The organism is Citrobacter werkmanii, from assembly GCF_008693645.1.
Classification (GTDB): domain Bacteria; phylum Pseudomonadota; class Gammaproteobacteria; order Enterobacterales; family Enterobacteriaceae; genus Citrobacter; species Citrobacter werkmanii.
This window is the reverse complement of sequence record NZ_CP044101.1, coordinates 1,941,158-1,953,385: the sequence shown is the minus strand read 5'-3', so window position 1 is coordinate 1,953,385 and position 12,228 is coordinate 1,941,158. Positions and strand designations below refer to the sequence as shown.

The 12,228-nt window shown below is 51.0% G+C and carries 16 protein-coding genes; 3 read left to right on the top strand and 13 right to left on the bottom strand.

Translation table 11 applies throughout. From position 1 onward, the window contains the following. The first annotated feature begins 95 nt into the window (after positions 1–95). Both FOB24_RS09890 and FOB24_RS09885 read left to right on the top strand, forming a co-directional pair. Positions 96–1,862, top strand: coding sequence for a terminase ATPase subunit family protein (locus FOB24_RS09890; protein ID WP_150344844.1), 1,767 nt, complete (start codon positions 96–98; stop codon positions 1,860–1,862). Then, a complete protein-coding gene (locus tag FOB24_RS09885) occupies positions 1,862–2,893 on the top strand; it encodes a phage portal protein (RefSeq protein ID WP_150344843.1) in 1,032 nt (343 codons plus the stop codon). The genes FOB24_RS09890 and FOB24_RS09885 overlap by 1 nt, the downstream gene beginning before the upstream one ends. 27 nt (positions 2,894–2,920) lie before the next feature. Here the strand turns inward: FOB24_RS09885 and FOB24_RS09880 are convergent, their stop codons facing one another. From FOB24_RS09880 to FOB24_RS09820, 13 genes are all read right to left on the bottom strand, one after another. Beyond that, complete coding sequence (locus FOB24_RS09880; RefSeq protein WP_087052927.1) at positions 2,921–4,312, bottom strand: hypothetical protein; 1,392 nt, start codon at positions 4,310–4,312, stop codon at positions 2,921–2,923. Between the two features lie 248 nt (positions 4,313–4,560). After that, on the bottom strand, positions 4,561–4,821 hold the full coding sequence (locus tag FOB24_RS09875; protein WP_150344842.1) for a hypothetical protein: 261 nt from the start codon (positions 4,819–4,821) through the stop codon (positions 4,561–4,563). A gap of 73 nt (positions 4,822–4,894) precedes the next feature. Beyond that, positions 4,895–5,128, bottom strand: coding sequence for a DinI family protein (locus tag FOB24_RS09870; protein WP_019077494.1), 234 nt, complete (start codon positions 5,126–5,128; stop codon positions 4,895–4,897). Between the two features lie 11 nt (positions 5,129–5,139). Continuing rightward, positions 5,140–5,328, bottom strand: coding sequence for a hypothetical protein (locus FOB24_RS09865; protein ID WP_001154444.1), 189 nt, complete (start codon positions 5,326–5,328; stop codon positions 5,140–5,142). 158 nt (positions 5,329–5,486) lie between these two features. After that, entirely contained in the window at positions 5,487–7,865 is a 2,379-nt protein-coding gene (locus FOB24_RS09860) for a replication endonuclease (RefSeq protein ID WP_150345571.1), read from the bottom strand. Positions 7,866–7,882: 17 nt separating this feature from the next. Then, the gene (locus FOB24_RS09855) at positions 7,883–8,881 is read right to left on the bottom strand and encodes a DNA cytosine methyltransferase (protein ID WP_048233343.1); all 999 of its coding nucleotides are present in this window, start codon (positions 8,879–8,881) and stop codon (positions 7,883–7,885) included. Continuing rightward, entirely contained in the window at positions 8,878–9,732 is an 855-nt protein-coding gene (locus FOB24_RS09850) for a DNA adenine methylase (RefSeq protein ID WP_048233341.1), read from the bottom strand. The genes FOB24_RS09855 and FOB24_RS09850 overlap by 4 nt, the downstream gene beginning before the upstream one ends. Further along, a complete protein-coding gene (locus FOB24_RS09845; protein ID WP_048233339.1) occupies positions 9,729–9,956 on the bottom strand; it encodes a TraR/DksA family transcriptional regulator in 228 nt (75 codons plus the stop codon). Before FOB24_RS09845 ends, FOB24_RS09850 begins: the two co-directional genes overlap by 4 nt. Further along, the gene (locus tag FOB24_RS09840) at positions 9,956–10,189 is read right to left on the bottom strand and encodes a DUF2732 family protein (protein WP_150344841.1); all 234 of its coding nucleotides are present in this window, start codon (positions 10,187–10,189) and stop codon (positions 9,956–9,958) included. Before FOB24_RS09840 ends, FOB24_RS09845 begins: the two co-directional genes overlap by 1 nt. Before the next feature lie 67 nt (positions 10,190–10,256). Beyond that, the gene (locus tag FOB24_RS09835; protein ID WP_000963480.1) at positions 10,257–10,598 is read right to left on the bottom strand and encodes a DUF5347 family protein; all 342 of its coding nucleotides are present in this window, start codon (positions 10,596–10,598) and stop codon (positions 10,257–10,259) included. Beyond that, positions 10,562–10,762, bottom strand: a complete 201-nt coding sequence (locus tag FOB24_RS09830; RefSeq protein ID WP_000956168.1) for a phage filamentation protein Fil family protein — start codon at positions 10,760–10,762, stop codon at positions 10,562–10,564. The genes FOB24_RS09835 and FOB24_RS09830 overlap by 37 nt, the downstream gene beginning before the upstream one ends. 7 nt (positions 10,763–10,769) lie before the next feature. Continuing rightward, positions 10,770–11,279: a phage regulatory CII family protein gene (locus FOB24_RS09825; RefSeq protein ID WP_048233334.1), complete on the bottom strand. Its 510-nt coding sequence runs from the start codon at positions 11,277–11,279 to the stop codon at positions 10,770–10,772. A gap of 32 nt (positions 11,280–11,311) precedes the next feature. Then, a complete protein-coding gene (locus FOB24_RS09820) occupies positions 11,312–11,533 on the bottom strand; it encodes a regulator for prophage (RefSeq protein ID WP_004201303.1) in 222 nt (73 codons plus the stop codon). Between the two features lie 95 nt (positions 11,534–11,628). On the opposite strand from FOB24_RS09820, the gene FOB24_RS09815 reads away from it, so the two are divergent. Next, on the top strand, positions 11,629–12,225 hold the full coding sequence (locus FOB24_RS09815) for a phage repressor protein CI (protein ID WP_150344840.1): 597 nt from the start codon (positions 11,629–11,631) through the stop codon (positions 12,223–12,225). The last annotated feature ends 3 nt before the right edge of the window (positions 12,226–12,228 follow it).

Sequence of the window (12,228 nt, the reverse complement as noted above, 5' to 3'; positions counted from 1 at the left end):
TGATGGGGGGAGTGAGACAACGCGCTGTATTTGTACGGTAAACCACACAAACCGCAGCCGGGGAAAGCCTCCATCCAAGGCCGTATGTTTGGGCCATGAACACGACACTGACCCCCGCAGACCTCGATCCCCGTCGGCAGGCCATGCTGCTGTACTTTCAGGGATACCGCGTAGCCCGCATTGCTGAAATGCTGGGCGAGAAAGTTGCAACCGTTCACAGCTGGAAGAAGCGCGACAAGTGGGGCGACTATGGGCCGCTGGATCAGATGCAGCTCACCACCGCCGCACGTTACTGCCAGCTCATTATGAAGGAGCAGAAAGAAGGGAAAGACTTCAAGGAAATTGACCTGCTGGCGCGCCAGTCAGAGCGCCACGCCCGGATCGGTAAATTTAACGATGGCGGCAACGAAGCAGACTTAAACCCGAAAGTTGCCAACCGTAACAAAGGGCCGCGCCGCCAGCCCGAAAAGAATGTTTTCACCGATGAACAGACCGAAAAGCTGGAAGAAATCTTCCGCAACGGCATGTTTGAATATCAGCGCCACTGGTGGCAGGCAGGCGTAAAACACCGCATTCGCAACCTGCTTAAATCACGTCAGATTGGGGCAACATACTTTTTTGCCCGCGAAGCGCTGATTGATGCCATCACCACCGGGCGCAACCAGATCTTCCTCTCAGCCAGTAAGGCGCAGGCGCACGTCTTTAAGCAGTACATCATCGACTTTGCAAAAGAGGTGGATGTTGAACTGAAAGGCGACCCGATGACGCTCAGCAACGGCGCGTGCCTGTACTTCCTCGGCACAAACGCCCGCACGGCGCAGAGCTACCACGGCAATCTGTACCTTGATGAATATTTCTGGATACCGAAATTCCAGGATCTGCGCAAGGTTGCCTCCGGTATGGCCATTCACAAGAAATGGCGACAAACCTACTTCTCCACGCCGTCCAGCCTGACCCACAGTGCCTATCCGTTCTGGTCCGGCGCGCTGTTTAACCGGGGCCGTGCCAAAGCGGACAAAGTGGATATTGACCTGACCCACAGCAACCTTGCGCGCGGCCTGCTCTGCCCTGACGGACAGTACCGCCAGATCGTCACCGTGGAGGATGCGGTGCGCGGCGGCTGTAACCTGTTCGACCTCGACCAGCTGCGCATGGAGTACAGCCCGGACGAATACCAGAACCTGCTGATGTGCGAATTTATTGACGATCTGGCGTCAGTATTCCCGCTCAGCGAACTGCAGGCGTGCATGGTGGACAGCTGGGAAGTCTGGACCGATTTTCAGGCTCTGGCGCTGCGCCCGTTTGGCTGGCGCGAAGTCTGGATCGGATACGACCCGGCGAAAGGCACGCAGAACGGTGACAGCGCCGGGTGCGTGGTGGTGGCACCGCCAACCGTGCCGGGCGGCAAGTTCCGCATTCTGGAGCGACACCAGTGGCGCGGGATGGACTTCCGCGCCCAGGCTGACGCCATTAAAAAACTGACGCAGCAGTACAACGTGACCTATATCGGCATCGACTCGACCGGCGTCGGTCACGGTGTCTACGAGAACGTGAAAGCGTTCTTTCCTGCCGTGCGGGAGTTTGTCTACAACCCCAACGTCAAAAACGCCCTGGTGCTCAAGGCCTACGACATCATCAGCCACCGCCGTCTGGAGTTTGATGCCGGACACACTGACATCGCGCAGTCCTTTATGGCTATCCGCCGGGCCACCACCGCCAGCGGCAACCGCCCTACCTACGAAGCCAGCCGCAGCGAAGAAGCCAGCCACGCAGATTTGGCCTGGGCAACGATGCACGCACTGTTTAACGAACCGCTGCAGGGCGAATCCGCCAATACCAGCAATATTGTGGAGATTTTTTGATGAGTGAACCCGAAGCCTTAACCAGCTCAACGCCAACAGAAGCTACGGCGCCTGAAAACGCAGGCGTAACTGCCGAGGCTTTCAGCTTTGGTGACCCGATCCCGGTGCTGGACCGCCGCGAGCTGCTGGACTATGTGGAATGCGTACAGATGGACAGATGGTATGAGCCGCCAGTAAGCTTTGACGGGCTGGCGCGAACCTACCGCGCCGCTGTGCATCACAGCTCACCGATAGCGGTTAAACGTGACATTCTCAGCAGTACGTACATCCCGCACCGCCTGCTCAGCCAGCAGGCTTTTGCCCGTTTCGTTCAGGATTATCTGGTATTCGGTAACGCCTATCTGGAAAAGCGCACCAACCGGCTCGGCGGCGTTCTCTCACTGGAGCCAGCACTGGCGAAGTACACACGCCGTGGCGTGGACCTCGACACCTACTGGTTTGTGCAGTACGGCCTGACCACGCAGCCCTATGAATTTACACAGGGCAACATCTTTCACCTTATGGAGCCGGATATTAACCAGGAGATCTACGGGCTGCCCGGCTATCTCTCCGCCATTCCGTCAACCTTGCTCAACGAGTCCGCAACGCTGTTCCGCCGGAAGTATTACATCAACGGCAGCCACGCGGGTTTCATCATGTACATGACCGACGCTGCACAGAACCAGGAGGATGTGAACAATATCCGCCAGGCAATGAAAAGCGCCAAAGGACCGGGTAACTTCCGCAACCTGTTTATGTATTCACCCAACGGTAAAAAGGACGGCATCCAGATCATCCCGTTATCGGAGGTTGCTGCAAAGGATGAGTTTCTGAACATCAAGAATGTGAGCCGTGATGACATGATGGCAGCACACCGCGTACCGCCGCAGATGATGGGCATAATGCCAAGTAATGTTGGCGGATTTGGTGATGTAGAAAAAGCAAGCAAAGTCTTTGTTAGAAATGAGTTAATACCTTTACAAAAAAAAATACTTGAACTGAACACCTGGTTAGACGATGAAATAATTAAATTTAATGAGTATGTTCTCTGATGTAAAAGGGGGCTAAGCCCCCTTTCCCTATTCATTTCCTGGTTTAGTAGAGGTTTCATTTACAGGCTGAGGAACATCCTTATTTACTTTGTGCACATGTTCTACTTTATTTTTTCTAGAAAGACCAACGCCTTCTAAAATCGAGTCAACTTTATCACCACCATTTGCTAAGAATATCTTAAAATTCTCGGATGATAGCATTTCCATTATTGGTGACGAATGAGTGGCTTCTTCAACAAATCTTAATGGCGGTTCTTCCAGTCGAGTCAGTGCATTACCAAATAACCTTTGGGTAAAATCGCTATCAAGCTGAACCGCTTCTCTTCTATACCCTTCATAAGCCTTGGATACAGATGCTTTGAATTCATAATCCTCAGCCAATCTAAACCGCTGACCAATTTGTTTCGTTGCTAACCACGCAAACCATAATGGTGCCCCAACACTCAAAATTGAGAGTAAGAGTTGAATAGTTAACTTTATACCTGATGAATCAGGATTTGACAGGTATGCTTCAAGAGCATGTAAACGCGTATAGCCCACAGCGGCACCGGCAACCAATGCTCCTACCAGCCCACCTACCCACCATCGTATACTCCGGTTTAATTTTTCTGCTTTATCTTGAAATGCCCCTGCTAAGCCTTTTGAAGTTGTAGTCCTAAATGCCTCTTCGCATTTATTTATATAACCCTGGGCCTCTTCACGCAAAGAGTACAAATAATCTTTAGCATCACCAGCTGCGTTTTCTTTTAATGCCAAAACTTCCTGTCTTGCCTCTTCTACAACTTTGAAACTTTCCTCAGTTTCTTTAAGCATTCCATTAATATTCTTACAATATTCGACAGCGCTATTGTGAACCTCTTTGACTTCATCATTTGTTTCACGAAGCATTTTTACTGTTGTCGGCAAATTCTCCGCAGCATCGTATGCCTCATTTATAGTCTTAATCTTCTCTTCTATATTGCCAGTTTTCATTTCTATTGCAGATATTCCGGAATTATATAATTCTAATCTGCGCAATATTTGTTTCGGCAATAAATTTCTATCTTTAAGTCGTTCGAATGAAAAAAGCTCATTAAGTCTCTGAGAGATATACAACATTGAAATAACATAAGATGGAATTGCTGTCTGCAGAACTGGTGGATTGCCATGATTTATATGATCAATATTCGGTTGAGCATGATCAAGAGTGTAAATGAGTGCATCAATAACTTCTATATCATCTGAAGACGGCACAAACTCCTGCATCTGATTAATTTTATCAGATAACATTTTAGGCAGCTCTATAAGGTCCTCTTTATGCATAAAAGGAAAAGTGTATGGCCCAAGTTCTATAAAATTTTCTATCGGGAAGACAAGGCCATTAAGTGTTGTATGCAAGTTATCTAGCTTTTCTTTTAATTCGATTAGTTTTTCGTTCATTCAAAAAATCCTTTATGACGATATAGAACTTCCAGAGTAATCTGATAAAGATATCATAAGACCAAATTTTTGGTATAACTACCCGTTCCGCGCGCTCGTATCCCCGCCACGCCTGCCCGCTTTATGTAGTGGTTTTCATGCACCTGCATGAGACGGGCAAAAGCCCGCCAGTTCTGGCGGGCCTCAGCATAAACGATCCTTAAACGATCATGCGTTTTCATGCGGCATAGTCATGCACTACGACGAAATCAGTCAAACAGAGAATAATTTGCATCAAATTCATGACTTGTGGCTTCGACTTTCGTAATAACTATCAAGTAACCAAGTCCATCAGATAAAGACACCGGATACTCCAGCTCAAGCCAGAAAAAGTCATCATAAGTTCTTCCCATCCAGTATCCGCCGCCGCACTCTTTTGGGCGTTGAAAGAAAACCCACTGACCTGGAATGATTGTTTCCAGCGTTTGACCGCGATATACAATTTGATACTTGTTGTCTTTAGACCCCATAGCTAACGCCTCGCATAGCTCGTTGTTCAACCTTGCGAGCGCCAGAACTACGTTCTGCCTCTCACAACGTTATCTAATGTAACCAGCTGTCGTCCTCCCAGACCTGCTGCATAATTTCCATCACTCGCTTTTTGTCTTCATCCAGTTTTAACCCGCTCAGTTCAACACCATTGGCACTGCCCTTACGGATACGAATTGCTGTTTTGGGATACAGAGGGCGCAAATTACGGTAAAGCTCGGATTCAAGGGCTTCCAGTGTGGCCTGGCTTATCTTCTGCTCTTTATCGATCATTATTTCAATGCGCATACAGATTCCCTTTAACTGGTAACGTCCATTGACCGGCTGTATTCATGGCTGCGAATTTTCGCCATCAACTCGTCTGTCAGTTCGGACACCCACTGGATAGCCAGCCGCTTTTCTTCGTCGCTGCACTCACTAGCCGCTACAAGCTTGATAAAAAAATCAATACGCTGGAGCTTCAATGACTCCAAAAGATAGTCCTGCATCTTCCCTCCTATCATTACACGGATACACAAACACTGTATATATACCCACTGTTTATATAAACAGTATAGTAGGAAAGAAAAAATGTAAAACTCTTTTTTGTCAGTTAATTGGATGTACTGACTCCAGTCAATAAAGCACGAAATGTTAAACAGCATCCTTAGTACCATTGACGCCATTTGTCATCTTCCTGCAGCCTCTGGTTACGGTAAAAAATACGTAAACCGGCACCGGATGGAATGCTGCCGCCACGCAGAAGCAAATCAATCTCAGATGCACTACCTTCAAACCCTCTGGCAGTCAGTTCTGCCTCAAGCTGCAGGCGCTGCTGCTCCGAAATACTCTGTATGTATGCTTTTTTCCGCTTCGGTTTTACCAGTCTCAACCTGGCTGTCAGCTCCCGCCGTTCCTTCTGGCCCATGTTGTGGAGATATTCCTGCAGCTCCTTCTCACCCATGGTTTTAATATCGGGTAAATCACCCCCTGATTTGTTCAGATTATCAACAGGGGGACAGTTATTGCCACGAGTCCAAGGGGCGCAAGCGCCCTGGTCGGCTGCCGCCTCCTGAACGTCAACGGCCTTACGAACCTTTTTCCACTTCATCGCGTGCGTGCAAATCTTGCCCTCTGCAATCGGGGACCAGATGCCATAGATACGGATACCGTGATCGCCGTAGGCGCTCGGTTCGTCGTTAAGCTCATAAGCAGTGCGGACAAGGTGATGTTTGCGGGGAACCAGTACACCGCCCTGCTTCATGATGTAGGTGGCAAAGCAACCCGCATCTGCAGCCGCCAGTACCGCATCCAGACGTGGATTATCCAGTACAGGCGCCCCCGCTTTGCGTTCGCCCTGTACTCTCGCCGCCTGACCAGCCAGCAAGCGCAGCTCGCGGTATGCCTGGCGCCCCGGAATACCAAAGAAACGAAATTGCTGGACACGGTGCAGTGACGCCCAGGCGCTGACATGCTCGGCGCTGTCACGCAGTGATCTGCCGGTTTCTTTGCTGATTTCTTTAGCCAGCCCGCGCCCGTCGATGTTCTTACTGATGTATTTGGCGATGTAGCTTGTCGGTGTGCCCTTGCGCGGGTTGATTAGCTCGGACTTGAAGCGCGGTCCGGTATTGGTGCCCAGCTCCTCGCGGTCTTCACGGATGGCAAACTTACGCAGCAGCGCGGTGATGGAACGACGGTCTTTTTTGCGCATAAAGCACAGAAGATGCCAGTGCACAGTGCCGTCATGGTGCGGCTCTGCAACGCGGACGCCGTACCAGCGCAGCCCTGCTTTGTGCATGGCCTTGCGGAAAGCGGCGAATGTATCAACCAGATAGTCACTGCTCTGCCGGACCGTGGCGCTGGTCCATTTCGGATTAGGTCTGCCGTTGTTGAGGGTTGCGTGGAAGCGTGACGGGCAGGTGATGGTATAGAACACGGCGCAGTCTCCGCGCATTTCCGCGATCAGCTCCAGCCCTTTAACACAGGCCATCATTTCATTACGGCGGTGCGCCGGGTTGCTGTTGCTGGCGTTCACCACATCTTCCATATCCAGCGTGTCACCGTCTTCGTTGACCAGTTCATGCGAGCGGAAGAACTCCAGCGATTTGCGGCGCTGCTCGCGTTTGTGGATCACGGCTTCATAGCTGACATACGGGGACGCTTTCTTGTTGACCAGGCAGACGGCGCGCAGCTGCTCCTCCCGCCACTCGCAGCGCATCTGCCACAATTTGCGATACCACCAGTCCGCGCACAGCATGCGCGCCAGCGACGGTGGGATCAGTTCATAAGGCACCGGCTTGCGGCGGCGCTTTTTGCGGCGCAACTGCTCAAAGGCAGGCGGGATGACCTCAAGGCGCATGGCTTCTGCAGCAACCCTTTCCCATGCCTGGCGGATTTCTTCTGGTTTAACATCGTCACTGACAAACAGATCACCGCAGGCCGCATCAAGACACATGCTCATATGTGCCGCAACCAGCGTGGAAAGGCGCTTGACCTGCTCCTGATTCATTTCAGGCAGTACCAGCAGCCCCTCCAGCCCGTCCTGGCTCGCCATGAACCGGAAAGACGCAGACACCTGGCTGTCACGCACGCGCTCCAGCCGCTCCAGACAAGGCCTGATTGTTTCGCGCAGATAGCGGGAATAAGCTTTAGCCCTGCCCAGGCTATGGAAGTATTTAATCCGCTCCAGCAAAGGCTTGCTGATATGGGCAGGCATGGCGCTAACATCGGCAATAATCACCAAATCGGGATTAACGCGCTGCTGTTCGCGGGCCATTTTGGCATGGCTAATCAGCCGATCCTGCTCCATTTCACGCTGGACAGGATCGCGGGATTCATTGAAGAAATAACGTTCCCAAACCTTATCACTCAGCGCCTCACGGCGCAGATGCTCCTGCTCGTTATCCGCAGCGTACAGAGCGATGAGGTTTGAAAGCGCAGACTCCGGCGCAACTTCCGCCGGGTCCAGATAGGGGTTAACCGCTTTTTTTGGGGTATTCCATGGAAAGGCTGCGGCGGCCTCATTCGAACCGCCGGCCGCCACCATTTCGAAGCTGGTCAACTTCACAGTCCAGCCCCCATCATGTAAGACTTGATGAATACTACTGCCGCCTCTGCGTTTAAGGCGTTTCCGTAGGTTCGAATTCGTCCCACTCTGGAGGCAGCCCCATTAACCAAAGGCTCAAGGCCGGATTTAACTGGCCTCCATTTTCCATCTGTGCATTTGAGCCAGTCAGCATCTTTCCAGAAGCCGTTAACCGGACCGGGCCTGCAATCTGTGCCACCACATCCAGACGATCTGTCGATATTTTCCCGTTGCGAATCCTCCCCCCAGGATATCCCCCCTTGTGGTCGCTGGCTGTTGGCGTAGGCCAGCCAGCCATTTTTACCTGTTGCGCAAGGCTGCTGCCGGACATGCCCGCGGTAATCCCCCGCCCTCCCCGCCTGCTGTCGCTGGCGCTCGGAGTTGTCCAGCCCGAAAGCTGCGCAGCTGTCTGCAAGTTCAATCCTCCCTGACGGCCCGCGTTGCTGGGATGCTTCCAGGCATTCGCTGTGGGTGTGGGCCACCCAATAAGTTCTGTCCCGGATGTTCGGGGCACCGACGCTCGCAGCCGGAAACGCACTCGCCCCGAAGGCATAACCCAGGGCTTCCACGTCAGTCTGTACAAGGTCGATCCAGTCATTTGCGTCAGCACTTGCAGATTGCTCGCCAAAGACAACGACAGGGCGACGCTGCCCGACCAGCCAATGCATGGCGGGCCATAAGTGCCGCTCGTCAGCAAATCCTTTTCCTTTGCCTGCCGCGCTGAAAGGCTGGCATGGGCAGGAACCTGTCCAGACTTCTCTGCTGTCTTCCCAGCCCACACGGCGCAGGGCATATGACCAAATGCCAACCCCTGCAAAGAAATGGACCTGAGCAAATCCTCGTAAATCATCGGGTCTGACATCTTCAATACTCCTTTCATCTACAACACCCGGCATAATGCGACCGGCAGCCATGTGTACACGCAGCCGCGCAGCTGCAAACGGGTCTATCTCGTTGTAATAAGCCCACGCACTCACGCCCGCACCTCATACTTAACGCAGCAATCAGGAGCGCCAGCAGGGTCAAAACCAATCCAGTGATGAGGTTTAGAAGTAGCGATGATTTCCACGGCGGACTTACCATCACCGGCAGCCACACCCATGCTGCGCTTTGCCGTCAGCTGATAGCGGGAGAAATTGCGATAGAGAGAACGGGTCAGGGACGTGTCGCTGTTGGACACGATAACCGGATGACCTTCTGATGACCGGCGCTCAAGAATAGACGCCAGATGATACTGGTCGTCCTCTGTAAAACCGGCAGTGTGATAACCGCTAAATGTGCCATCGTATGGCGGATCACAATAAACAACATCACCAGCCTGCAGCAGCGCCAGTGTTTCCTCAAAACTGGCACAAATAAACATTGCACGTTTAGCTTTCACGGCAAAAGCGCGTATTTCGTTTTCGGGGAAGTACGGCTTTTTATAATGTCCGTATGGATTGTTATATTCACCCTTCTGGTTATAACGGCAAAGGCCACGATAGCCATGGCGATTTAAATATAGAAAATATGCTGCTTTTTCTACTTCATTAGAAATTGAGTAATTGAAATGCTGGCGGACACGGTAATACTGAACATCCGAATTAAAATCTTTAAATAACTCCCTAGCTATCTGAATGACAGCCTCATGGTCTTTCTGAATCATCAGATAAAGATTAATCAAATCAGGATTAATATCTGCGACAAGATAATGAGGATAATCTGTCGCCATCATCACAGCACAGGAACCCGCGAAAGGTTCAACCAGTCGCGGGCCTGCTGGAAGGTGTTTTTTCAGTTCCGCCATGATAGCGGCTTTATTACCCGCCCATTTCAGGATAGTGCTCATACAGCACCCCCTACGTAATGTTTGCCTTTCAGCTCCGTAATCTCCTGACAAGTGACACAGCACTGCACGCCCGGAATAGCGCGGCGACGTTCTGGCGGGATCGGTGCCTCACAATCAATGCAAAGCACACGGGAAACGCCTGGCGTTCTGTTGCGGGCGGTGTGGATGTGGCGCTGACGTTCTTCTTCAACGCGCTGCTGTACAAGGTCCATTGAATCAGCCATCAGTGGATCTCCTGCGCTTCGTTTTGAATGTTTTCAGCCGCAATACGCAGCAGCTCCGCCGCTTCAACGTGATTAAGCTGGCGTGACGTGATATGGCAAGCCAGGCTATCAAGACGGGCTGCCATTGCCGCAGCACGTGCACGGCGTTCTTCCAAGCGCGCATCAGTCAGCATCTGGTTAAGGCCAGCATCATCTGGTCCTGTTTTGGTGATTCGGGTTTCAATATTTCGCATTGTTGTTTCTCCTGAATTTGGGCAATAAGAAGCCCGGCGGGTTTACGCCTTTAATTTCGGTTGTGGGTTAATTCGGCATGGCTAGCCGATTTGGAAATAAACTCACCACTGTACGGAAATGGTTCATTGCTTTAATCAGCTCCCGCTTTTCGTCAGTCGTCAGCTCACTAACATTGACGCTATGACGTTCCGCCGGAATCTTTGCCATAAAGAATATTGCGGCTAGTGCGCGTTTATTCTGCTCATGGTTAATATCCCGTTGGTCCCGCATATCGCTAATAAAGCGCTCCAGTTCTGAATCAATATTTAAGCCAAACACTTTCGCCCTTAATTCCGCGATGTGGTTTAACCCATTAAGGCGGAGGCCAGCGCTTAGCGGAACAGTCGCAGCATCGCCTTCAATAGCCATGGTTTCCCCTGCTTTTTAGTGGACAGCTCAGCCAGCAGCGCATCCTGAGAGCGGCATGGATGCCAGCGCTTGCCATCCTTCCCCATAATCCAGCCATGACCGCAGTGCATTGCAGGACTTTGCTTAACGAGCAGTGATGCAAAAGATGGTTCTTTAGTCAGCATAACCACCTCAGATCAGACCGAACGAAGCGCCGAGGCCCGTCACGGTATCTACCGCGCTTGCCATCGCCGGGTTAGCCTGCAAACGCGCCTGCAATGAAACAGCGGTGAGTGCCATCAAACGAGTGACAGAGTTGATGCTGTCGATAACCTGGCGCCGGCTGGCGGTGGTTTGTAGCTCACCAGAAACTGCGCTGGCAGCAACCCGGCCAATCTCTGCTGTTGCATTCAGCACGTAATGCGGCATTTTCTCGCTTGCTACTTCATTTATTGGGACACAAGACAGGCAATGAATCTGCGCCAGAAAACCGTCAACCAGAGTTGAGTCCTCAGTAAGATCGGTAAGTAACCAGATTTCCGGCGCGGTAAGCTGGTGAGGTTGCTCCGGGTTTAGCTTGTTGCGCAGGGTTTGGACATTCATGCCAGCGCGTTCTGCCAACTTCGCCATGTTATGACGTAAGGCAAAGGCACGGCAGGCATCATCGAAATGCGGGTGTTTGGAAACTCGATAGTCAAACATAGCAAGAGACTCCGATGTATCTCAAAATGGAACTAACTAATAGCTACATTGCAATCAGAAAGCGCATCAACAGTAAGCGCGACGATGTTAATCATCACTTTCTCGCGCTTCTTGTCCTTACGCAGACGGTGGCGAGGCAAACGACCATCAGCGAGCATGTCGTTAATGGTGTCTACAGGCAGTCCTGTTAGCTCGCTGTAGCGTTCAATTGTGACGTGCGGTGTATTCAGAGTGATTGAAATGTTAGGGGTCATGATGCAACATCTCCTATTGGCTTGTGGTGAGCCGGTAGTAATCGTGACAAGTCCCCAAATGGGAACGAAATTGATACTAGGATCGCATAAGAGATATGTCAACATCAAAGTACCCAAATGAGATCAAAATAAATCCCAATCAGGGTGGCAAGGCTGCGATTGAGCGACTGGTCGAGGCATATGGATTTACAACTCGGCAGGCCCTTGCTGACCACTTAGGAGTGTCAAAAAGCACATTGGCTAATAGATACCTGCGAGATACCTTCCCCGCAGATTGGATAATTCAATGTGCCCTGGAAACAGGCACTTCGCTCAATTGGTTGACCACCGGGCAAGGTCTTAAGCTAAGTTCTCAAACAGCAACCACTGAAGAGCTCGTGAAGTTTCGTCTGGTTGCGGGAAAAATGGTTGAAGATGGCTCATGTGTATTTGACGCGTCATTTCTTCCCGCGAAGCTTTCTGCACCGATTGTTGTTCTGGACGGACCTACTACATACATCTGTGAGCAAAAATTTGCAGAAGTGCTTGATGGGTACTGGTTGATCAACATTGATGGAACTTATTCCATTAGGCTCATCACCAGGCTGCCTAAGAGCATGATTAAAATTTCTACTGTAGATAATAGTTTTGAATGTGCTTTTTCAGATATAGAAGTTATCGCATATGTGAGAAGCACAACTGTTTCAAATTGATAG

Bases quoted from the DNA above. Each gene is read 5' to 3' on its own strand.
- FOB24_RS09825 (WP_048233334.1), bottom strand. From the start codon at position 11,279: ATGTTTGACTATCGAGTTTCCAAACACCCGCATTTCGATGATGCCTGC.
- FOB24_RS09840 (WP_150344841.1), bottom strand. From the start codon at position 10,189: ATGCGAAATATTGAAACCCGAATCACCAAAACAGGACCAGATGATGCT.
- FOB24_RS09845 (WP_048233339.1), bottom strand. From the start codon at position 9,956: ATGGCTGATTCAATGGACCTTGTACAGCAGCGCGTTGAAGAAGAACGT.
- FOB24_RS09815 (WP_150344840.1), top strand. From the start codon at position 11,629: ATGTCAACATCAAAGTACCCAAATGAGATCAAAATAAATCCCAATCAG.
- FOB24_RS09885 (WP_150344843.1), top strand. From the start codon at position 1,862: ATGAGTGAACCCGAAGCCTTAACCAGCTCAACGCCAACAGAAGCTACG.
- FOB24_RS09835 (WP_000963480.1), bottom strand. From the start codon at position 10,598: ATGGCTATTGAAGGCGATGCTGCGACTGTTCCGCTAAGCGCTGGCCTC.
- FOB24_RS09860 (WP_150345571.1), bottom strand. From the start codon at position 7,865: ATGGTGGCGGCCGGCGGTTCGAATGAGGCCGCCGCAGCCTTTCCATGG.
- FOB24_RS09850 (WP_048233341.1), bottom strand. From the start codon at position 9,732: ATGAGCACTATCCTGAAATGGGCGGGTAATAAAGCCGCTATCATGGCG.
- FOB24_RS09820 (WP_004201303.1), bottom strand. From the start codon at position 11,533: ATGACCCCTAACATTTCAATCACTCTGAATACACCGCACGTCACAATT.
- FOB24_RS09890 (WP_150344844.1), top strand. From the start codon at position 96: ATGAACACGACACTGACCCCCGCAGACCTCGATCCCCGTCGGCAGGCC.
- FOB24_RS09880 (WP_087052927.1), bottom strand. From the start codon at position 4,312: ATGAACGAAAAACTAATCGAATTAAAAGAAAAGCTAGATAACTTGCAT.
- FOB24_RS09865 (WP_001154444.1), bottom strand. From the start codon at position 5,328: ATGCAGGACTATCTTTTGGAGTCATTGAAGCTCCAGCGTATTGATTTT.
- FOB24_RS09830 (WP_000956168.1), bottom strand. From the start codon at position 10,762: ATGCTGACTAAAGAACCATCTTTTGCATCACTGCTCGTTAAGCAAAGT.
- FOB24_RS09870 (WP_019077494.1), bottom strand. From the start codon at position 5,128: ATGCGCATTGAAATAATGATCGATAAAGAGCAGAAGATAAGCCAGGCC.
- FOB24_RS09875 (WP_150344842.1), bottom strand. From the start codon at position 4,821: ATGGGGTCTAAAGACAACAAGTATCAAATTGTATATCGCGGTCAAACG.